This is a genomic window from Micromonospora sp. AP08, from assembly GCF_008085935.1.
In the GTDB taxonomy this organism is placed as follows: domain Bacteria; phylum Actinomycetota; class Actinomycetes; order Mycobacteriales; family Micromonosporaceae; genus Micromonospora; species Micromonospora chersina.
Genome location: NZ_VSEZ01000001.1, coordinates 441,429 through 462,770, shown reverse-complemented (window position 1 = coordinate 462,770; position 21,342 = coordinate 441,429). Strand labels below are relative to the sequence as shown.

Below are 21,342 nucleotides of genomic sequence, written 5' to 3'. Positions count from 1 at the left end.
GGTGCCGCCGATGATCAGTATCCGCACGTCCCGAACCCGGATCGTCAGCCTCGCCGCCGCCGGCCTGCTCGTCGCCGGCGTCGTCACCGCCCCACCGAGCAGCGCCCAGGAGACCCCCCGCGCGGCGACCGCACCGGCCGCGGTGGACAGCGCCGTCCCCGGGGTCGACGAGGTCTCCAGCAGTCCCAACCTGCGCCAGGTCGCCAACCTGCCGAAGCAGGCGCCCTTCAACACCTCCACGGCGTTCGGCACCGACATCGCGTTCCAGGGCCGGTACGCCTTCGTCGGCAACTACGACGGCTTCGTCATCTACGACGTCTCCCGGCCGAGCGCGCCGACCATCGTGTCGCAGGTGCTCTGCCCGGGCTCGCAGAACGACATCTCCGTCCACGGCGACCTCCTCTTCCTCTCCACCGACTCCTCCCGCAGCGACGACTCGTGCAGCAGCGTCGCCCAGCCCGCCTCCGAGAAGGGGTCGTGGGAGGGCATCAAGGTCTTCGACATCAGCGACAAGAGCAGCCCGCGCTACATCAAGTCGGTGGAGACCGCGTGCGGCTCGCACACCCACACCCTGGTGCCGGGCAAGGACCGGCGGACCGTCTACCTGTACGTGTCGTCGTACAGCCCGCGGGCCGAGTTCCCGGACTGCCAGCCGCCGCACGACTCGATCTCCATCGTGAAGGTGCCGCTGCGGTCGCCGACGGACGCCGCCGTGGTGGCCACCCCGAACCTGTTCCCGGACGGCGGCTACCCGGGCATCCCGGGTGAGAAGTCGGCCACCACCGGCTGCCACGACATCACCGCGTACCCCGCGAAGGACCTGGCCGCCGGCGCCTGCATGGGCGACGGCATCCTGCTCGACATCGCCGACCGGGAGGCGCCGCGGGTGATCGAGCGGGTCCGGGACACCGAGAACTTCGCGTTCTGGCACTCGGCGACCTTCAACAACTCCGGCACGAAGGTGGTCTTCACCGACGAGCTGGGCGGGGGTGGCGCGGCGACCTGCAACGAGGCCACCGGGCCGAGCCGCGGCGCGGACGCCATCTACGACATCACCGGCCGCGGCGACGACCGCCGGTTGGCGTTCCGCAGCTACTACAAGATCCCCCGGGCCAACGCCGACACCGAGAACTGCGTGGCGCACAACGGCTCGCTGGTGCCGGTGCCCGGCCGGGACATCATGGTCCAGGCCTGGTACCAGGGCGGCATCTCGGTCTGGGACTTCACCGACTCCCGGCACCCCAAGGAGATCGGCTTCTGGGAGCGGGGCCCGCTGGACGCCGAGCGGCTGCGCACCGGCGGATCCTGGTCGGCCTACTGGTACAACGGCCACATCTACTCCAGCGACATCCAGAAGGGACTGGACGTGCTGGAACTGCGCGACCCGCGCACCTGGGTGGCGCGGCTGATCCAGGTGCCCGAGCTGAACGTGCAGACCCAGACGGGCTACCTGAGCTGGTGACCCTCGGCTCGTGACCGCCGGCCGGGTCCGGCCCCCTCGCGGGGTCGGGCCCGGCTCAGTTCATCGGCAGCCGGTAGTCGCGCTCGCCGCCGCCCGCGGTGACCAGCCGCACCTCGCCGGTGCGCAGCCCGTACGTCACCGACCAGCGGGTGTGCGCCTGGCGCACGGCGTCGAGCAGGCGCAGCGCACCCGGGGCGTCCACCGCCCCGCCGGCCCGGTCCAGCGCCTCGGCCAGCACCCCGTAGCGGTGGTCGGTGCGCAGGTCACGGTCGGCCACCCCGACGGCCGGCACGTTGGTCAGCGCCTGCCAGGCGCCCAGGCCCTTCTCGGCCCGCATCCGGCCGTCCACGAACTCGATCACCGCGGACGCGCCGGTGGCGTCGGCGATCAGGTAGTGCAGCGGCGGGCCGCCGTCGAAGTCCAGGTTGTAGCGGCCGAACACGGCGATCGCCTCGTCCACGGTGGCGGCCGAGTCCAGCACCAGGCGCAGGATGCGCACCGAACCCGCGGTGGGCCGGCCGGGCACCGCCTCCGCCGTGGCGCCGTCGTCGGCGGCCAGCCCCACGGCCAGGCCCCGCTCGTTCATCCCGTCGAAGGGCAGCAGGGGCGCGTTCAGCAGCCGGCGGTCCCCGGCCGGGTCGGCCGTCACCCCCAGGTAGGAGATGTCCACCAGGGAGATCGAGGCGTACCCGTCCGGCGGGTCGGTGCGCAGCACCAGCGCCGGGTTCGCGTCCCAGTCGAAGTTGCGGGCGAACAGCGGCCGGCTCCGGTCGCCCCGGGCGGCGAACAGGGAACAGCCGAACGGCGTGGCCTGCGGGGTGCCCGCGACGCCGACGGTCGGGTCGTAGTCACCCACGTAGGTCATCTCGTACAGCGGCAGGTCGTCGACCCGGCGCAGGCTGGCCAGCGTCCGCTCGACCTGGCCGGCGTCCTGCCGGGAGGCGGTCGGCGTGCCGGCCCCGGCCGGCTCGGCGGGCCGGCCGCCCCCACCGCAGCCGGTGGCCACGAGGAGCAGGGCGAGCCCGGTGACGAGCGGGGTCCTCCGCATGCCCGCGACGCTAGAAGAGACGGCGACGGATGTCCATCCGGGACGTCAGCGCTCCGGGATCCGGGCCAGCTGCGCCTCGATCGCCTCGGGAGCGAGGGCGGGCCGGCCGCCGGGATGGCCCACCGTCGCGCCGGCCGCCGCGACCGCGTACCGGGCCAGCCGGGGGTACGGGTCGTCGCGGAGCAGGCCGGCCGTCACGGCGGCGACGAACGCGTCCCCGGCGCCGGTGCTGTCCACCGTGGGCGTCTCGCTCAGCGGCACGAACAGCTCCCCGCCGGGCCAGACGAAGGCGTTCCCCTCCCCCGCCACCTCGACCGCGACCAGCGCCGGCCCTCGGGCGGCCAGGTCCCGGCCGGCGCGCAGCCCCGCGTCGGCGTCCTTCGGCGGGTCGCCGCCGAGCAGCAGCCCGGCCTCCCGCGCGTCGGCCCGCAGCACGTCGGCCCGGGACAGCAGCTCCGCCGACCCGTCCGGGTCCTCCGGCGCGCCGTCGAGCACCACGAGCCGGCCGGCGTCGCGGGCGTGCCGGGTCGCCGCGAGCGCCGCCGGCAGCGGCTGCTGGAGCTGGACGACCACCGCCCGGGCGGCCCGCAGCACCTCGGCCGCGCCGGTCACGTCCTCCTCGCTGAGCAGGGTCGCCTCGGGGATGTCCTCCAGGTAGCGCCAGTGGGCCCGGGCGTCCACCACGTCCACGATGAGCGCGCTCGGCGTGTCCGGCCGGCGCAGCACCGGGGCCACGTCGATGCCGTCGCTGCGGGCCCGGCCCAGCAGCCGGTCGCCGACCTCGTCCTCGCCCACCACGCCGAGCAGCCCCACCCGGATGCCGAGCTGGGCCAGCCCGACCGCCTGGTTGGCCCCCTTGCCGCCGAGCAGTTCCCGGCGGCAGCGCACCGGGGCCGTCCCGGACGGGCCGGGCACCTCGTCCACCAGCAGCACGAGGTCCCGGGCCACCTGCCCCACCACGATCGCGTCCAGTCCGGTCATCCCGGGCTGATACCCGGGCCACCGCCGGTCACGCGCTCAGCCGCGGACCACCGTGAACATCCAGCAGCCGTACACCACGTTGCGGCTGTGCAGGCGGTCCACCGCCGGGTCGGCCAGCAGCTCGGCGATGACCGCCTCCGGGTCGTCGCCGTCGTGCCGCCGGCCGCCGACGATGCGGCCCCGCCGGTCGTACGCCCGGAGGACCTGGGGCCGCCCCCGCCAGTCGGGCGGGTACGCCGTCGGGTCGGCCGGGCCGGGGCAGTCGACCGCGTGCGCGAAGATCGGCCCCACCTCCCGGTACGGGCCGGGCGGCAGCGGCGGGGCGTACCCGAACAGCAGCAGCGGCTCGCCCGGCGTGGCGTCGCGGAGGCAACAGCGCAGCGGCTCGCCGCCCTCGGCGCAGCTCCGCTCGGGCGGCCGGCCGGAGGCGTCGCGGCCGGTGCGCCGCAGGTCGGCCAGCACCTCGGCGGGCACGGGTCGGATCACGTACCTGGTGCGCGTCGTCGTCATGCCCTCCAGCCTGGCCCGGGCCGCCGCCGGTGGCTGGCGGCGATCGGACCTCGCGTGCCGGCGGGGCCGCCCGCGTGGGCGGGGCTCACGGGCGGGAGGCGACGCGCCGCACGGCACGCGGGCCGACCAGCCGGCGGACCACCGGCACGGCGTTCCACTTCGCGGCGCCGACCAGGTCCCGGGCGTGCTCCAGGACCGTGTAGTCCGGCCGGGCCAGCCCGTCGGCGATGGCCCGGTCCAGGTCGTTGCCGCACCGGGTCAGCACGCTGTCGAAGTCCCGCCGGACGGGTTCGAGCAGGTGGTAGCCGAAGGAGCGGTGCAGCCGGGCGAAGAGCGGCTTGTAGAGCCGGGCCCGCTCGTGCAGCCCCGACGAGTACGACATCGGGTTCTTCGGCCGCCGCCGGATGTAGTCGGGCAGCAGGTCGGCGAAGGCCCGCCGGACGATCCACTTCTCCTGCCCGTCGCGCAGCTTCAGGGAAAGCGGCAGCCGCATGGCCAGCTCGACCACGCTGAGGTCGAGGAAGGGCACCCGGGCCTCCACGCCGTGACCCATGCTGGCCCGGTCCACCCGTTGCAGCTCGGTCCGGCACAGGTTGCGGATCTTGTGGAGGAAGAGCCGGCGGGACCGTTCCGGGCCGACCTGGTGGTACATCGGGTACCCGCCGAACAGCTCGTCCGAGCCGTCGCCGGTGAGCACCACCTTCACGCCCAGCTCCCGCAGCCGCCGGAAGATCGGCACCGAGACCACGGCGTTGATGATGTCGCCGTACTCGGTCAGCTCGGAGATCCGGATCGCCTCGCGCACGTCGGCCAGCCGGATGTCGCGCGGGCGCAGCTCGATCACCTCGTGCGGCACGCCCAGGTCGGCCGCGAGCCGGCGGGCGTACGCCACGTCGGGGCTGTCCGGCACGCCGACCGTCACCGCCACGCAGTCCGGGTGCAGCTGCCGGGCGTGCAGCAGGGCCAGCGAGCTGTCCAGACCGCCGGAGAGCACCACGCCGACGGTGAGGTCGGTGTCCAGCCGTACCCGGATGCTGTCGGTGAGCGCGACACGGACGAGCAGCGCGGCCTCGTCCGGGTCGTCGATCACCGGCAACCCGGCGCCGAGGGTGAGCAGGTCGACGTACGGGCGCAGCCGGACCGGCCCGTCGGGCTCGGCCCAGCCGTGGTGCCCGGGCGGCACCTCGCTGATCGGCGCGCCGTGCCCGACCAGCGCCTTCACCTCCGAGGCGAGGTGCAGGCAGCCCAGGCCGCGGGACCAGTAGAGCGACTTCACCCCGAGCGGGTCCCGGGCCAGGTACGCCCGGCCGGTGGGCCGCTCCACCACCACGAAGGCGTACTCACCGCGTAGCCGGCGCACCGCCTCCTCGCCCCAGTGGCGGAAGGCGGCGAGCACCACCTCGGTGTCGCCGGTGGTGCGGAACTCGTACCCGAGGCGGGTCAGCTCCGCGCGCAGTTCGTGGTGGTTGAAGACCTCGCCGTTGTAGCAGAGCACGTGCCGCTCGTCGGGCGAGACCCAGGGCTGCACCGCCCGTTCGCGGTCCACCACCCGCAACCGCCGTACGCCGGTGAGCAGGCCCTCCTCCTGCCGGGTCTCGGTCACCTCGCCGCGCGGGGCGAGGACGGCCAGCATCCGGCGGAAGGTGGCGGGGTCGGCCTCGGGGCCGATGCTCAGCGCGATGCCGCACATCCGCTCAGACCCCCATCTCGGCCTCGTACGCGCGCCGGAACCGGCGCTGGGCGGTGGGCGCGAGGCAGAGGTGCCACGCCTGGCCCTCGTCGACCACGTTGATCTCGCCGACCTCCTGCCGGGCCAGCAGCAGGTCGGCGAGGAGGTCCCGGGCGCCGAACCGCCGGTACCAGGCCAGTTCCACGTCGGCCGCCCAGCCGAGGCAGTGCCCGCTGGGCACCATGGCGGCGTAGCCGAGCCGGCGCAGCCGGTACTGGTGCTCGGCGCTGCGGGCCAGGCTGGTGACCCAGAGCGGCGGGGTGCCTGGCCGGGCGGCCGCGGCGAACTCGCGGCCCATGTCGTTGAGCAGCGCGATCATCTCGCGCCGGGCCCGGCGGAACCGCAGCCCGGCGGTACGCGGGGTGGCGTCCGGGCGCAACCGCCGCCGGACCGCCCGCAGTCCGCGACCGACGACGGTGGCGGGCTGCTCCTGGTAGCGGAAGGCGAGCAGCCCGCGCCGGCGCAGCCATTCCAGGTCGACCAGGTCGGTGCTGGTGTCGACCTGGCCGTCGGTGAGGAAGGTCGGGCTGTCCCGCCACCACATCACGTCGATCCGGGAGAGCAGGTAGATCCGCACCAGCGCGGTCAGGTCCTGCGCCGAGCTGCGGGTGTTGGGCTGGTAGCGGGCCATCTCCAGCAGCAGCGTCTCCCGGGCGCCCACGAAGCCCTGCGGGGTGGCGTCGAGGACGGCGGCGATGGCCGGCTCCCGCAGCCGCTGGTCGAGCAGCACCTGGCGGGCCGTCGTGGACGGGGCGTCCGCCAGGGCGCCCACCTCGACGAGCAGTTCCGCCACCGCGGTCCGGTACGCGGCCAGGTCCGGCTGCTCGGGCCCGGGGCGCCGGCCGTCGGCCGGGGGCAGCCGGCGGGCGGGGGCGGCGGACGCGACGGCGGATCCGGGCTGGTGGCCGGGGCTTCGGCTGGGCACTCGCATGGTCGGCCCCTCTCCGGGCAGGACACGGCGTAGTCGAACCTGAAACACACCGTAATCACCTGCACCGGCACCTCCCCGAACAATCCTCCTATCTCCCCCCTAAGGTGCTCATCCCGCCGAGAGGTCCCGCACCCAGGCGTAATCCGGCGCGGCCGGCAGGCCGGCGTCACGGCCGGCGCGGACCGCGTCGGCCCGGTGCAGCGCGGCGCCGAGGGCGGCGCGGAACAGCAGCGAGCCGGTGCTGACCCGGGCCACCCCGAGCCGGCCCAACGCGGCCAGGTCCGGCCCTCCCGGGCGGTGCAGGACGTTGAGCGGCAGCCCCGCCTCGGCCACCAGCAACCCGACCGTGTCGTCCGGCGCGCCCGGGACGAACAGCCCGTCCGCGCCCGCCGCCCGGTACGCCGCGGCCCGCTCGAGCGCCGCCGGCAGCGGGTCGGGCACGCCCAGCCACCAGGCGTCGGTGCGGGCGTTGACGAACAGCCCCGGCACGGCCGCCCGCACCGCCGCGATCTTGGCGGCGGCGAGCTCCCCGGGCGCGAGCGTGCCGTCCGGGCGACCGTCCTCCAGGTTCACCCCGACCGCGCCGAGCGCGGCCAGCTCGGCGACGTACCCGGCCACCGCCGCCGGGTCGTCGCCGAAGCCGTCCTCGATGTCGACGGTCAGCAGCACCGGCAGGTCCCGCAGCCGGCGGGCCAGGTCGAGGTTCTCGCTCCGGGTCGCCCCGGTGCCGTCCGGCTTGCCGGCGGCCGCGGCCACCCCGAGGCTGGTCGTGCCGACGGCCGGGTGGCCCCGGGCGGCCAGCGCCGCGGCGGAGGCGTGGTCCCAGGCATTGGGCAGCAACAGGGGCCGGCCCGGCCGGTGCAGGGCGTGGAAGGCGGCGGCGCGGTCGGTCATCGGAACATCACCTCGAGGCTGGTCGGGACACGCAGGGTGGGGTGCGGGGCGTAGCGGACGGGCGTCCCGGCGGGCCGGCACCGCGCGCGCAGCACCTCGACCACGCCGGCGGCGAGGGCGAGGGCGTGCCGCTCCCCCGGGCAGCCCCGGGGCCCGGCGCCGAAGGTCAGCGCCCGCACGCAACGGCCGGCGAGCGCCAGGTGGCCACCGTCGCCCGCGGCGTGGCCGGCCTGGTCCGGGCCAGCGGGATGGAACCGGTCCGGGTCCGGATGGACGGCCGGGTCCCGGTTGGCCGCGTCGAAGCGGAGCAGCAGCGTGGCGTCCGGACCGATCTCGCGGCCGGCCAGGCGGGTGGCGCCGGTGGCGACCCGGCGGGTGGCGCGGACCGGCGGGTCCAGGCGCAGCACCTCGGCCAGCAGGTCGGCCGTGCCGAGCGCGGCCGGCGCCGCGAGCCCGTGCCGGACGGCGGCGCCGATCAGCCCGGCGGTCGCGTCGGCGGCCTGCACGAGCAGTCCGATCCGGTTCGCGGCGGCCTCGGCCGGGGCCGGCGGCGACATCGCCAGCAGCGCGGTCACGGCCCGGTCGGCGTGCGCCACGGCGGCGGGGTCGGCGCCCGGGTGGTAGGCGGCGGCCACCGCGGTCACCGCCGGCACGGCCGCCGCCGGGTCGGCCAGGCCGAGCCGCGCCGCCAGCGCCTCCAGGGGTACGCGCCGCGCGAGCGCCCCCATCACCTCCACCCGGCCGCCCCCGGCCGGGTCGCCGGTCCCGCGGTGCTCCCCCGCGCCGCCACCGCCCGCTGCCGGGCCGCCCGGGTCGCCGGTTCCTGGGCGCTCGCCCGCGTCGCCACCGCGCGCGGAGCCGAGCTGTCCGCCGGCGAGCCGGTCCAGCGTCCGCGTGGTCAGCCCGGCGGCGGCGTCGCGCAGTTCGTCCGGGTCGAGATCGCGGAGCGCGGCCACTCCCAGCGCGCGCCGGCCGGGATGCCGGTCCGGGGCGCTGAACCGGCTGACCGTCCCGCGCAGCCAGGCCAGGGTGCCGGGCGGGCCGCCGGGTGCGACGGGCACCACGTACCGGGGATCGGTCAGCACGGCGACCACGTCGGCGTGCCGGGTGACCAGCCAGCCGCCGGCGACGGGCACGGGCGCCCCGCAGGGGGGCGTGTCGGGGTCGGGCGGGATCATCGGCCAGCTCATCGCCCGACCGTATGGCCGGCTTCCTTCGGCCCCGACCGAACGATCGCGCCGCCGCCGACTCGCCGCGGCCGGCATTGCCCGCGGGACGTCGCCGCACCGCCGCCGGCGGTTAGCCTGACGGCGTGCGTACGGTCGAACTGCTCTGCTCGCCGGAGCTGGAGGAGGCGGTACGGGCGGCCTGGGACCGGCTCGCCGCCGCCGGCCTGCCCAGCCTGGCCCGCAACGCGCACCCGACGAACCGGCCGCACCTCACCCTCGCCTCGGTCGACGAGTTCCCGGCCGGCGCCGAGCAGCGCCTCGCCGACCTCTGCGACGCGGCGCTGCCGCTGCCGGCCCGGCTGGACCGGGTGGCGGTCCTCGACGGCAGCGCCCCGCTGGTCTGGCTGGTCCGGCCGACGCCGCAGCTCGTCGCCCTGCACGGCGCCGTCTGGGACGTGCTCGCCCGGGCGCCCGGTCCGCGGCCGTGGCACCTGCCCGGGCGCTGGGTGCCGCACCTGAGCCTGGCGCTGCGGTTCCGCGACGCCGACCGCCGCCGCGCCCGCGCGGTGACCGGGCCCGAGCGCCCGGGCGGGGAGTTCGTGGCCGCACGCAGCTACGACAGCGACACCCGGACGGTCAGCGAGCTGACCGCGGCCTGCCCGCGTCCCGGCGCCTGACCGGGACCGCCCGTCACCGCACGGCCCCGACGGACCGGGGCCGCCGTCCCCGGATGAGCCCGGCGGACCGGGGCCGCCCGCAGCAGGACGGCCCCGGTCGCGCGGGTCAGCGGTGGAACCGCAGGTAGTCGAACTGCGCGGTCACCGCCGGGGTGGCGCCGCCGTGCGCGACGAGGCCGATCCGGGGCGTGGTGTCGGCCGGGAAGGTCCACACGGCGCCCCACGTCCAGTGCGTGCCGTCCCGGCTGGACCCGGCCCGGAACTCGTGCTCGCCGCTGACCGGGGCGACGTGGTGGGCCAACCGCAGCCAGGTGGTGGTGGCCGGGGTGCCGACGATGCTGCCGCCGTAGACGGGCCGGCCGGCGAAGGGCAGCTCGTAGCCGTACTCGACCTGGCGGGTGTTCCAGATGGCCACCTGGGCGAGCCGGGCGAACCGGTCGTCGTCCACGTACGCCACGAGGCCCGCCTGCTGGTAGTTGCGGACCACGTCCTCGCCCAGGTCGAGGGTCACCTTCGTCTCCGCCACGTAGTCGCCCGTGGGCGCGTCGCGCAGCAGGACCCCGGCCGTGTTGCCGGTGCCGACGAGGTCGCCCGACTCGACCGGCCAGCGCAGCGCGCCGCCGGTCACCGTGGCGGCCGGGTTGGGCCGGATCCACTGCCAGGCCGGGTCGAGCCCGTCGGTGAACTCATCGGACCACCCGGAGAGCACCGGGCCGACCCGGGGCGGGGCGACCGTGTGCCGGACCGGGCGGTACAGCCGGGCCGCGCTGACGTTGTCGAACTCGGCCGGGCCACCCTCGGCGCGCAGCGCGAGCGGGCCGGCCGCCGGCCGGGTCAGCGCCAGCGTCACCACGGCGAGCTGGTCGCCGAGGCGGGCCGGGCTCAGCTCGGCGACGAGGTGCCGGTCGCGTACCTCCACGGCCAGGTTGTGCCGGTCGGTGAGGTCAAGTCCGGCGGGCAGCGGCACGCTCGCCGTGGCGCCGCCGCTCTGCCGGGCGGTCAGCCGGCCGCCGCCGACCGTGACCTCCACCGTCCCCAGCCGCAGCCCGGCCGTCTCCGCCCCGGCCAACCGCAGGTCGGCCTCGGCCCGCACGTCCCCGCCGAGCCCGGTCCGGCTGCTCAGCGTGCCGGTGCCGGCGAGGACGCCGCCGGTCACCCGCCACTCGCCCGTGCCGCCCCGCCAGTCGTGCAGGTCGGCGGTGTCGAAGCGGGCGTCGACCCGGCCGGTGGTGACCGGCGCGGGCCGCGGCTCCTCGGAGGGGCCGGCGCCCGCGTTCACGGTCGGCCAGCCGTCCACCCAGTCGAGGCGGTCCAGCAGCATCGGCCGCTCGTTGATCCCGAACGGCTCGTCCAGGTACGGGTCGGCCCGGTCGATCGCGTGGTACGCGATCCAGTCCTGGCCGGACAGGTCGGTGAGCACGGCGTTGTGCCCGGGGCCGATCCAGCGGTTGCCGTTCTGGGTGAGCACCGGCGTGCCGCCGGCCCGGGACACGTCGAGCCGCTGGCCCTCCCGGTCCACGAACGGGCCGCGCGGGTCGCGCGCCCGGCCGACCTGCACGGAGTAGCCGGTGGCCGGGCCGGCGCAGCAGTTCGCCGTGGAGGCGAACAGCCAGTACCAGCCGTCGTGGCGCAGCACGTAGCTGCCCTCGAACTTGTTGTCGATGGCGACCAGGGTGGACGCGCCGACCGCGCGCAGCCCGTCGGCGGAGAGCTCGGTGACCGAGATGCCGCCGTAGTAGCTGCCGTAGTACAGGTAGGACCGGCCGTCGGAGTCGGTGAACTGGCTGGGGTCGATGGTCCAGAGGTAACCGCCGCCCCCGCCCGGCCGCGGGGCGACCACCGGCGCGTCGGAGAACGTCCACGGCCCGGCCGGGGTGGGCGCGGTGGCCGCCCCGATCGCGGTGTCGAAGGTGTCACCGGAGACGGTGGTGTCGGTGACGGTCACGTACATCACCCAGCGGTCGCCGATCCGGCGCACGTCGGGCGCCCAGAACGCGGCCCCGGGCGCGGCGAAGGGCGGCCGCTGGTCGGGAGCGAAGGCGTCGCCCACGTAGGTCCAGTCGACCAGGTCGGCGGAGCGGGCGATCGGCACCCGGTGCGCCTGGCGTTCGCCCTCGCGCAGCGGGTCGGAGGTGCCGAAGGCGTACCAGAGGCCGTCGTCGCCGCGGACCACGGCCGGGTCGGCGAAGGTGTCGGCGAAGCCGGCCGTGACCGGGTTCCGGTAACGGTCGGCCCCGGCGGCCGGCGCGGCTGCCGCGGCCGTGGTCGTGGTCAGGAGCAGAGCGAGTGCGGCGGCGAGCACGCCGCCGCGGTGGAGGTGTCCCATCAGACCTGCCTTGGAGGTAGACGGAGGTCGCTGCGGTGCCCCGTTTCTACAACGTTGGAGACAACGATGTAAAGAGCGACGCGCACGGGTCGGTGGGGACCGAACAATTCCCGTGTCAGCATTGCCCGCATGACCACCCGCACCGACGGACAGGCGCTGGCCGGGCTCGCCGCGCTGCTCGCCGACCCGACCCGGGCCGGCTTCTGCCTCGCCCTGCTCGACGGTCGGGCCTGGACGGCGGGCGAGCTGGCCCGGTCCGCCGGGGTGGCGCCCTCCACCGCGAGCGACCACCTCACCCGGCTGGTCCGCGGCGGGCTGCTGGCCGAGGAACGGCAGGGCCGGCACCGCTACGTCCGCCTCGCCGACCCGTCGGTGGCCCAGCTCGTCGAGGACCTGGCCGGCCGGGCGCCCGCCCCGGCGACCCCGCCCCGCACGTTGCGCGCCGCGTCGGCCCAGGCGTCCCTCGCGTACGCCCGGACCTGCTACGACCACCTGGCCGGCCGGCTCGGCGTGCTGGTGCACGACGCCCTGCTGGCCCGCGGCGTGCTCGACCGTGCCGGCGGCCTGGCGGTGACCCCGGCCGGGGTGGCCTGGCTGACCGACCTCGGCGTGCCCGTCGAGCCGCTGCGTGCCGCCCGGCGGCCCCTGGTCCGGGACTGCCTGGACTGGACCGAGCGCCGCCCCCACCTGGCCGGCGCGCTCGGCGCCGCGCTCTGCCGGCGCTTCCTCGACCTCGGCTGGACCGCGCGCGGCACCGGCCGGGCGGTCCGCGTCACCCCGGCCGGCCGCCCCGCCCTGGCCGCGGCCCTCGCGCTCGACCCGGCCGCCCTCGCCCCGCCCTCCCGCGACTCCGGTCCCGCCCGCGCCTGACCCTCGCCGCCCGGCGGCGCCGTTCCGGCCGGCGTGCTGCCGTCACCCGCCGAGCTGGCCCGCTGCCGCGGCCGCGTCCGGGTGATCCAGCCGGGGGACGGGGCCCTGCCGGGTCACCCCGGCGTGGCGGGGGCGACGGTTTGCGGCGGTCGCCGCGACGGCCGGGTGGGGGTGATGAAAGGCTTGCCCCATGAGTTCCGCACCAACCCCGACCGATCCCGCCACCCCCGCCGAGGACGAGGCCGCCGCCTTCGCGGACCTCGGACTGCGCACCGAGCTGCTGAACGCGCTGGCCGTCCTCGGCTACGAGGAGCCGACCCCGATCCAGCGGGAGGCGATCCCACCGCTGCTCGCCGGCCGGGATCTGCTGGGGCAGGCGGCGACCGGCACCGGCAAGACCGCCGCGTTCGCCCTGCCGCTGTTGCAGCGGATGCCCGACGACCGGCCCGGCGGGGACCCGGTGTCGCTGGTGCTGGTGCCCACCCGGGAGCTGGCCGTGCAGGTCTCCGAGGCGTTCCACCGCTACGGCAAGGACCTGGGCGCCCGGGTGCTGCCGATCTACGGCGGCCAGCCGATCGGCCGGCAGCTGCGCGCCCTCGACGCCGGCGTGGACGTGGTGGTGGCGACCCCGGGCCGGGCGCTGGACCACATCGCCCGGGGCACCCTGCGGCTGGGCGCGCTGGCCACCGTGGTGCTGGACGAGGCGGACGAGATGCTCGACATGGGCTTCGCCGAGGACATCGAGGCGATCCTGGAGCACGCCCCGGCCGGCCGGCAGACCGTGCTCTTCTCGGCCACCATGCCGGCCCGGATCGACGGGCTGGCCCGCAAGCACCTCACCGACCCGGAGCGCATCCAGATCGAGCGGGAGCGGCCCGTCGCGGGCGAGGCGCCGCGGGTGCGCCAGAGCGCGTACATCGTGGCGCGGGCGCACAAGCCGGCGGCGCTGGGCCGGGTGCTCGACGTGGAGTCGCCGACCGCGGCGATCGTGTTCTGCCGCAGCCGGGAGGAGGTGGACCGGCTCACCGAGACGATGAACGGCCGGGGCTACCGGGCCGAGGCGCTGCACGGCGGAATGAGCCAGGAGCAGCGCGACCGGGTGATGGGCCGGCTGCGATCGGGCACCGCCGACCTGCTGGTGGCCACCGACGTGGCGGCCCGCGGGCTGGACGTGGAGCAGCTCACCCACGTGGTCAACTACGACGTCCCGTCGGCGCCCGAGTCGTACGTGCACCGGATCGGCCGGGTGGGCCGGGCCGGCCGGGAAGGGGTGGCCATCACCCTGGCCGAGCCGCGCGAGCACCGGATGCTCAAGACCATCGAGCGCGTCACCGGCCAGCGGATCGCGGTCGACAAGATCCCGACGGTGGCGGACCTGCGTACCCGGCGGCTGGAGCTGACCCAGGCGGCGCTGCGGGAGTCGCTGCTGGAGGACGACCTGGAGCCTGTCCGGGCGATCGTCGAGTCGCTGACCGACGAGTTCGACCTCATAGAGGTCGCGCTGGCCGCGGTGCGGCTGGCCCACGAGGCCACCCTGCCCGGCACGGCCGACGAGGAGGAGGAGATCCCGCAGGTCGCGGTCCGCGCGCCCCGGGAGACCCGGCCGGGGTACGAGGGCCGGGACCGGCGCGGTGGCGCGCGTCCCCGCGCCGGGGGCACCACGCAGGTGTTCATCGGGCTGGGCCGGCGCGCCGGGGTGCGCCCGCAGGACCTGGTCGGTGCGATCACCGGGGAGACCGGGGTCAGCGGCCGGGACATCGGCTCGATCGAGATCGCCGACCGGTTCTCCCTGGTCGAGGTGCCGTACGGGGTCGCCGACGAGGTGATCCAGGGGTTGCGCGGCAGCACCATCAAGGGCCGCAAGGCCACCGTGCGCCGGGACCGGGACGGCGACGGCGGCGGCGAGCGCCGCTTCGACGGTGACCGCCGGGAGCGGCGCGGCCGGGACGGCGACGGTGGCGAGCGGCGGGAGCGCCGGGACCGCTGGTGAGCGCGGCCGAGGCCCCCGGTCCGGGTGGACCGGGGGCCTCGGCGTGCCGGGTGGTCAGGCCGCGGCGAGCGGCTGGCCGCCCAGCGTCTCCGCGTCGACCTCGGCCGGGCGCAGCGCCAGGGCGAGCACGTCCGCCACGTCGGCGAGGGTGTGGATGGTCAGCGCCTCCCGGACCTCGGTGGGCAGGTCGTCCAGGTCCGGCTCGTTGCGCTTCGGGATGATCACCTCGGTGAGGCCGGCCCGGTGGGCGGCGAGCAGCTTCTGCTTCACGCCGCCGATGGGCAGCACCCGGCCGGAGAGGGTGACCTCGCCGGTCATGCCGAACTCCGGGCGGACCGGCCGGCCGGTGACCAGCGACGCCAGCGCCGTCACCATGGTGATGCCGGCACTCGGGCCGTCCTTGGGCACCGCGCCCGCCGGGAAGTGCACGTGGATCCGCCGCCCGGCGAGGGCGTTCGGGTCGATGCCGAGGCGTCGCCCGTTGGAGCGCAGGTACGACAGCGCGATGCGCGCCGACTCCTTCATCACGTCGCCGAGCTGACCGGTGAGGGTCAGCCCCGGCTCGCCCTCCATGCTGGTGGCCTCGATGAAGAGCACGTCCCCGCCGGCGCCGGTGACCGCCAGGCCGGTGGCCACGCCGGGGACCGCCGTCCGCTCGGCCGACTCCGGGGTGAACTTGGGCCGGCCCAGGTAGCGGGCGAGGTTGTCGGTGTCGACGCGGACCGGCGCCGGGTCGGACGCCAGCGCCACGGTGACCTTGCGCAGGATCTTCGCGAGGGCGCGTTCGAGCTGCCGGACACCGGCCTCCCGGGTGTACTCACCCGCGATCAGCGCCAGCGCCTCGTCGGCCACGGTGACCTCGTCGGCGGTCAGCCCGGCCCGCTCCCGCTGCCGGGGCAGCAGGTGGTCCCGGGCGATGGCCACCTTCTCGTCCTCGGTGTAGCCGTCCAGGGTGACCAGCTCCATCCGGTCCAGCAGCGGGCCGGGGACGCTCTCCACCACGTTGGCGGTGGCCAGGAACAGCACGTCGGACAGGTCGAGGTCGACCTCCAGGTAGTGGTCCCGGAAGGTGTGGTTCTGGGCGGGGTCGAGCACCTCCAGCAGGGCCGCGGCCGGGTCGCCGGAGTAGCCGACGGCCAGCTTGTCGACCTCGTCGAGGAGCACCACCGGGTTCATCGAGCCGGCCTCGCGCAGCGCGCGGACGATCCGGCCGGGCAGCGCGCCCACGTAGGTGCGCCGGTGGCCGCGGATCTCCGCCTCGTCGCGGACACCGCCCAGGGAGACCCGGACGAAGTTGCGGCCGAGGGCCCGCGCCACGGACTCGCCGAGGCTGGTCTTGCCGACGCCGGGCGGGCCGGCCAGGGCGAGCACCGCGCCGGAGCCGCGGCCGCCGACCACGCCGAGGTTGCGCTCGGCGCGCCGGTTGCGCACCGCGAGGTACTCCAGGATGCGGTCCTTCACGTCGGCCAGGCCGGCGTGGTCGGCGTCGAGCACGGCACGCGCCGCGGCCAGGTCGGTGTTGTCCTCGGTACGCGTGTTCCACGGCATCTCGAGGACGGTGTCGAGCCAGGCGCGGATCCAGCCGGCCTCCGGGGAGGCGTCGCTGGCCCGCTCCAGCTTGCCGACCTCGCGCAGGGCCGCCTCGCGGACCTTCTCGGGCAGGTCGGCGGACTCGACGCGGGAGCGGTAGTCGGCGGAGCCGTCCGGCTCGTCCTCGCCGAGTTCCTTGCGGATGGCGGCGAGCTGCTGGCGGAGCAGGAACTCGCGCTGCGACTTCTCCAGCCCCTCGCGCACGTCGCTGTTGATCCGCTCGGTGACCTCCTGCTCGGCCAGGTGGTCCTTCACCCAGCCGACCAGCAGCTCCAGCCGGGCGGTGACGTCCGGGGCGGCGAGCAGCTCGGTCTTCTGCGCCAGCGTCAGCCAGGGCGCGTAGCCGGCCGCGTCGGCCAGCTCGGACAGGTCGGTCATCCGCTCCATGGCGTCGATGACCTGCCAGGCGCCCCGCTCCTGGAGGACCGAGGTCATCAGCGCGCGGTACTCGCGGCCGAGTTCCCGGGCCCGGCCGGCCGGGGCGGGTTCGTCGAGGGTGGTGGCCTCGACCCAGAGGGCGGCGCCCGGTCCGGGCACGCCGGAGCCGATCCGGGCCCGGGCGAGGCCGCGGACCACGGCGGCGGGCTCGCCGCTGGGCAGCCGGCCCACCTTCTCGATGGTGGCGACCACGCCCACCGAGCCGTACTCGCCGTCGAGGCGGGGCACGGCGAGCAGCTTCTTGTCGCCCGTGGCGCGGGCCGCGTCGACCGCGGCCTGGGTGGTCGGGTCGAGGGTCACCGGGATGACCATGCCGGGCAGCAGGACGGCGTCGGTCAGAGGAAGTACCGGAAGAGTTGCCATCGAACACCTGCTATCACGTTGGGTTGAGCGTGTCAGGCTCAAGTAACAAACCGTCTCCCTTGTTCCGGCTTGTGACCCACGCCACTCCCGAGGCCCGGCCGGACAGCCCCACCGGGCCCGAACGCCCATTGGGCGGCACGGAGATAAGACGACCCGCCGAATGGCGAAGGACGGGTATTGTTGCGAAATTGCCGCGAGATACGTCAAACTCTTAGCCACACCCCGCCCGACACAGGGAGTAATGGCGATGGCAAGGAAAGTAATCACCGTTCTGACCGACGACCTCGACGGCGGAAAGGCTGATCGGACCGTCGAGTTCAGCCTGGACGGCGTGGCGTACACGATCGACGTCTCCGACGAGAACGCCGGCGTTCTGCGCAAGGCGCTGGACCCGTACATCAGCGCTGGCAGGCGGATCGGGCGCGGGCCCGTGGAGGCCGGGCGCCCGGCGCGCGGCGCGACCCGCCCCAGCACCTCGGGAATGGACCGCGAGCAGAACCGCGCCATCCGGGAATGGGCCACCAAGAACGGCTACGAGATTTCCGAGCGGGGTCGCATCCCCGTCTCGGTGGTGGAGGCCTACAAGAACCGCTGAGCCCTCCCGGTTCACCGTCGGGCATCCCGGGGTCACGCTGAGAAATCGGCGTGGCCCCGGTCGGCTTTCCTACCGTTAACGATTTTCGGCCGGGCGGGGAATCCCCGGCAGGGGAACTTCACCCGCGCGCTCCGGTCCGCAAGGCGCGCGATCCCGGACCCAGGAGGCCACCCGTGCGCGTCAGCATGGCGACCAGCGCCGGCCACGGCGGCCGCCCGAACGAGGACTTCCTCGGCGCGGTTCCCGGCGCCGCCGTACTGCTGGACGGCGCCGGCATCCCGGGCACCGGCGCGATCTGCGCCCACGGCGTCGCCTGGTACACCCACCGCCTCGGCGGCGCGCTGCTCGGCCGGCTGTCGCGGGACGACGGGCGGGACCTCGTGTCGCTCCTCGCCGCCGCGATCGACGAGATCGCCGCCACTCACCGCGACACCTGCGACATCACGCATCCCGCCAGCCCGCAGGCGACCGTGGCGATCGTCCGCGCCCACCGGGGCCGCCTGGACCATCTCCTGCTCGCGGACTCCTTCCTCGTGCTCGACCAGGTTCGCGGCGGCCCGCAGGTCGTCACCGACCCGCGCGAGGCCACCGCCCGGCGCATCTGCTCCGCGCCGCTGGACGGGGTCGCGCCGGGCACGCCGGAGTACGACCGCGTCCGGGAGTCCTGCGTCGCGGCGCTGCGGGCGCGCCGGAACCAGCCGGGCGGCTACTGGATCGCCAAGGACGACCCGTACGCCGCGGAGGAGGCGGTGACCGGCAGCCGGCCCCTGGACCACCTGCACGGCGTCGCGCTGCTCAGCAACGGCGCCAGCCGCATCGTCAGCCCGTACGGCCTGACCGACTGGGCCGGCGTGCGGGACCTGATCGCCACCGACGGGCCGGCCGAGGTCGTCCGCCGCGTCCGGCGCGCCGAGGCCGGCTTCGGCACGGGCCCCGACGCGCCGGTCCCGGACGACGCCACGATCGTGCACTGCACCGAACTGGCCCGCTGGGAACTCGGCGACGCGTCGGGGCCGGCATCCGGTCGCTGAGGCGGGCGACCCGGGTAGGCACGCACGGAACGGCCGGAGCCGCCCGGGCGTGCCCCCGGGCGGCTCCGGCCGTCGGTGTTCAGTTGACCCGGATCCGCACCGCGTCGAAGGCGGGGGTCTGGTTGGCCCGCTCCATCATGGGGATGCGGTGCGAGCCGTCACCGGCCCAGACCGCGCACTGCGCGAGGCCCGACTGGGGCAGACCGGGAACCTGGATGGTGACCTGGTCGGCCTGGCGGCTACCGCCGCCGTCCTCGGTCGCCACGAAGAACGCCGGAACGTCCTGCGGGTTCGACGGCGCCGCCTGGGTGCTCTGCAGCATCCGGCACGCGGTGTGGAAATGGCCCCGCACCAGGCCCTGGTCGTTGAGCAGCGAGCTCTCCACGTAGTAGCCGCCCTGGCCGGCCGCGAGGAAGCGGTCGCGGATGAGGTTCCGGGTGCTGACCCGGAGGGTGAACGGCTGGTTGCGCTGGACCCGGTTCGGGAACTGCGTGATGAGCAGCGAGGGGTTGTTGGCGGCGGCGCCGACCTCACCGAAGGCGGTGCTCACGCAGCGGTTGCCGTTCTGGAAGCCGTCGTGCGCCTGGAGCTGGCTGTTGGAGCAGTCCTTGGCGAGCACCTGGAGACCGTTGTTGCCGCCGTTGTTGCCACCATTGTTGCCGCCGTTGTTCCCGCCGGTCTGGCCGCCGTTGTTGCCGCCGGTCTGCCCGCCGGTCTGGCCGCCGTTGTTGTCGCCACCGGTCTGTCCGCCGTTGTTGTCGCCGCCGGTCTGGCCCCCATTCTGGCCGCCGTTCTGGCCGCCGTTCTGGCCGCCGTTCTGGGCGTTGTCGGCGAGGGCGCACTGGGCCAACTGGTCCAGGCCCTGAGGGCGGTCGGCGACGCGGCCGATGGCCGTCGCGATCCGGTTCAACGTCGCGGTCCGCTTGTCGGCGAGGGGCCGCAGGATCGTGTTGTTCACGACGTCGCCGTTGCGGGCGCCGTCCGCCGCGAGCCGCCGGTTGGCCTCGGCGATCTGGCTGTCCAGCAGGGCGAGGTTGCGGTCCACCTCGGCGCGCGCCTGGTCGGGCACCTCCGGCAGCTTGCTCCGCACATCCGGGCAGGCCACGGTCGGCGTCGCGGCGCCCGCGCCGCCCCCCTTGGTCTGCTGGCACTCGGCGGACGACATCTGGCCGTCACCCCAGTGGTTGCGGACCCACCGGCCGTTCTGCCAGGTCCGCGTGGTGCTGCCCTGGCCGCCCGGCGCGGTGGCACCCGGGCTCGCGGGCACGCAGGACGCCGAGGCGGTACGGACGGTGGTCCGCCGGTCCTGGGCGGACGAGATCTGGGTGACGGCGACGATTCCGCCGAAGACCGCGAGCGTGCCGACCACGGCCAGCAGACGCTTGCTCCGCGCGTTACCGGATGACCGGCGCGCCCGTGTGGACCTGCGCATCGAATTGCTCTCCTTCTCGATCCGGTAGCTGACTGGTGATCCCGGCGGACCGATGGAATTCGGGGTGAGGATCACTGCGACGTTCCGGTCGCACGTCGATGACCGACGATGCCCTTTCCGCACCGTCACCGCGCCGTCCGGCGCGGCGGGGAAGATCTGCGTCCATTCCCGCTTAGGTACGGAGCGAGGGCGGCGAAGGTTCAACCGGGGAACGGGAGAATTCGCGGGGACACCCGCGGGGCCGGCCGGGGGCCGGGAACACCGGTCAGTCGGCGCAGAGGTGGTCGAAGGCGAAGCCGCCGTCGAACTCGTCGCGCCGGGCGGCGAGCTGCCGGATCCGCCCGCGCAACTCGTCCCGGTCCACCAGGGACGGTCCGGCGGCGTCCAGGTCGCGCAGCCGCTCCCCGACCGCCACGGCGGCCAGGTCCTCGGCGAGCCGGCCCGGATCGACGCCGCAGGAGAGGCGCTCGGCCGCCAGGTGCACCCGCTCCACGAGGCACCGGCCGGGCCGCACCTCGACCCAGCTCCAGCCCTCGGCCGGGCCGTCCGCCCACCGCACGTGCAGCCCGCGGACGATCGGGTCGGCGAGCCGACGCTCCACGTACGCCTCGACGGCGGCGGCCCGGGTGAGCGCCCCGAGGTCGTTCACGGGCCCGCGGCGGCCGTCCGGGAGCCGGCCGACGATGTCCCGGAACCCGACGGCGTCGCCGGTGTCCGGGTCGGTGCCGGCGTCGTAGCCGCGCGCGTCGATGACGTACTCGACGAGGCGGCGGGCGTGCTCGGCGCCGCGCAACGTGGGCGACTCCACCCGCAGCAGCGGCAGGCCGACCGCGGCGCAGACCGCGCTGGTCATCCGCTCGGCCCGGCGGGCGGGCGACCCGGCGGGCGCGGGCGGGGCGAAGCGCACGGCGAACAGCGGCAGGCCGCTGTCGGCGGCGCAGACGACCTGGTCGAAGCCCTCCCGGCCCGCGGTGCTCCACTGGTGCCCGGTGACGCCCGGCGGCCGGCCCTGCACCAGCTCACCGAGCCGCCGGGCCGGATACCCGACCTGGTTCGCCCGGGTGAGCTGCGGCGCGACCCCGGGCGGGATCGGACGCAGCCAGGAGGCGGCCACGCTGCCGGTGCTCGTCATCTCGCCAGTTCCATCCGTCGTTCGGTCGACGCCCGAGTCTAGGGCGTCGATCATGGTGGCCGCCTCGGCGGTGCGGCGGTACCCCGGTCACCCGGACCGCCGAAGGCCCGTGAAACGGTCCGTGCGGCGCGCGCCGCACCCCGGCGGGCACCGATCCCGACCCGTCGTCTGGTG

The 21,342-nt window shown here is 75.8% G+C and carries 17 protein-coding genes; 6 read left to right on the top strand and 11 right to left on the bottom strand.

From position 1 onward, the window contains the following. The first annotated feature begins 10 nt into the window (after window positions 1-10). A complete protein-coding gene (locus tag FXF50_RS02090) occupies window positions 11-1,462 on the top strand; it encodes an LVIVD repeat-containing protein (protein ID WP_148425468.1) in 1,452 nt (483 codons plus the stop codon). 55 nt (window positions 1,463-1,517) lie between these two features. Here FXF50_RS02090 and FXF50_RS02085 read toward each other — a convergent pair whose 3' ends face one another. The 7 genes from FXF50_RS02085 to FXF50_RS02055 all read right to left on the bottom strand — a co-directional run bounded on the left by FXF50_RS02085 (window position 1,518) and on the right by FXF50_RS02055 (window position 8,745). Continuing rightward, window positions 1,518-2,510 (bottom strand): linear amide C-N hydrolase, encoded by a 993-nt coding sequence (locus FXF50_RS02085; protein WP_148425467.1) that lies wholly within the window; start codon window positions 2,508-2,510, stop codon window positions 1,518-1,520. A gap of 45 nt (window positions 2,511-2,555) precedes the next feature. Next, window positions 2,556-3,491 carry a PfkB family carbohydrate kinase gene (locus FXF50_RS02080; RefSeq protein ID WP_148425466.1) on the bottom strand — a complete coding sequence of 312 codons (936 nt, stop codon included), beginning with the start codon at window positions 3,489-3,491 and terminating at the stop codon, window positions 2,556-2,558. A 36-nt stretch (window positions 3,492-3,527) separates the two neighbouring features. Next, window positions 3,528-4,001: a DUF1203 domain-containing protein gene (locus FXF50_RS02075; RefSeq protein WP_148425465.1), complete on the bottom strand. Its 474-nt coding sequence runs from the start codon at window positions 3,999-4,001 to the stop codon at window positions 3,528-3,530. Window positions 4,002-4,086: 85 nt separating this feature from the next. Next, window positions 4,087-5,691, bottom strand: a complete 1,605-nt coding sequence (locus FXF50_RS02070; protein WP_148425464.1) for an asparagine synthetase B — start codon at window positions 5,689-5,691, stop codon at window positions 4,087-4,089. Between the two features lie 4 nt (window positions 5,692-5,695). Beyond that, the gene (locus FXF50_RS02065) at window positions 5,696-6,661 is read right to left on the bottom strand and encodes a hypothetical protein (protein ID WP_148425463.1); all 966 of its coding nucleotides are present in this window, start codon (window positions 6,659-6,661) and stop codon (window positions 5,696-5,698) included. Window positions 6,662-6,769: 108 nt separating this feature from the next. Then, window positions 6,770-7,555: an isocitrate lyase/phosphoenolpyruvate mutase family protein gene (locus tag FXF50_RS02060; protein WP_148425462.1), complete on the bottom strand. Its 786-nt coding sequence runs from the start codon at window positions 7,553-7,555 to the stop codon at window positions 6,770-6,772. Continuing rightward, complete coding sequence (locus FXF50_RS02055) at window positions 7,552-8,745, bottom strand: cytochrome P450 (protein WP_255509838.1); 1,194 nt, start codon at window positions 8,743-8,745, stop codon at window positions 7,552-7,554. The genes FXF50_RS02060 and FXF50_RS02055 overlap by 4 nt, the downstream gene beginning before the upstream one ends. Before the next feature lie 122 nt (window positions 8,746-8,867). Between FXF50_RS02055 and FXF50_RS02050 the strand changes: the two genes are divergently transcribed. Then, a complete protein-coding gene (locus FXF50_RS02050; protein WP_148425461.1) occupies window positions 8,868-9,401 on the top strand; it encodes a 2'-5' RNA ligase family protein in 534 nt (177 codons plus the stop codon). A gap of 106 nt (window positions 9,402-9,507) precedes the next feature. On the opposite strand, the gene FXF50_RS02045 is transcribed toward FXF50_RS02050, so the two are convergent. Continuing rightward, window positions 9,508-11,727, bottom strand: a complete 2,220-nt coding sequence (locus FXF50_RS02045; protein WP_148425460.1) for a family 43 glycosylhydrolase — start codon at window positions 11,725-11,727, stop codon at window positions 9,508-9,510. A 129-nt stretch (window positions 11,728-11,856) separates the two neighbouring features. On the opposite strand from FXF50_RS02045, the gene FXF50_RS02040 reads away from it, so the two are divergent. Together FXF50_RS02040 and FXF50_RS02035 are read left to right on the top strand one after the other, a co-directional pair. After that, window positions 11,857-12,597 (top strand): helix-turn-helix transcriptional regulator, encoded by a 741-nt coding sequence (locus FXF50_RS02040; protein WP_148425459.1) that lies wholly within the window; start codon window positions 11,857-11,859, stop codon window positions 12,595-12,597. A 190-nt stretch (window positions 12,598-12,787) separates the two neighbouring features. Then, a complete protein-coding gene (locus tag FXF50_RS02035) occupies window positions 12,788-14,587 on the top strand; it encodes a DEAD/DEAH box helicase (RefSeq protein WP_148425458.1) in 1,800 nt (599 codons plus the stop codon). A gap of 54 nt (window positions 14,588-14,641) precedes the next feature. On the opposite strand, the gene lon is transcribed toward FXF50_RS02035, so the two are convergent. Further along, entirely contained in the window at window positions 14,642-16,978 is a 2,337-nt protein-coding gene (gene lon, locus FXF50_RS02030) for an endopeptidase La (protein WP_148425457.1), read from the bottom strand. Window positions 16,979-17,225: 247 nt separating this feature from the next. On the opposite strand from lon, the gene FXF50_RS02025 reads away from it, so the two are divergent. After that, window positions 17,226-17,573 (top strand): Lsr2 family protein, encoded by a 348-nt coding sequence (locus FXF50_RS02025; RefSeq protein WP_148425696.1) that lies wholly within the window; start codon window positions 17,226-17,228, stop codon window positions 17,571-17,573. A 173-nt stretch (window positions 17,574-17,746) separates the two neighbouring features. Then, window positions 17,747-18,604 (top strand): protein phosphatase 2C domain-containing protein, encoded by an 858-nt coding sequence (locus FXF50_RS02020; protein ID WP_187399476.1) that lies wholly within the window; start codon window positions 17,747-17,749, stop codon window positions 18,602-18,604. 79 nt (window positions 18,605-18,683) lie between these two features. Here FXF50_RS02020 and FXF50_RS02015 read toward each other — a convergent pair whose 3' ends face one another. Both FXF50_RS02015 and FXF50_RS02010 read right to left on the bottom strand, forming a co-directional pair. Beyond that, window positions 18,684-20,036, bottom strand: a complete 1,353-nt coding sequence (locus FXF50_RS02015; RefSeq protein ID WP_187399475.1) for a hypothetical protein — start codon at window positions 20,034-20,036, stop codon at window positions 18,684-18,686. 265 nt (window positions 20,037-20,301) lie between these two features. Then, a complete protein-coding gene (locus FXF50_RS02010) occupies window positions 20,302-21,168 on the bottom strand; it encodes a hypothetical protein (protein WP_148425456.1) in 867 nt (288 codons plus the stop codon). Between the last annotated feature and the right edge of the window lie 174 nt (window positions 21,169-21,342).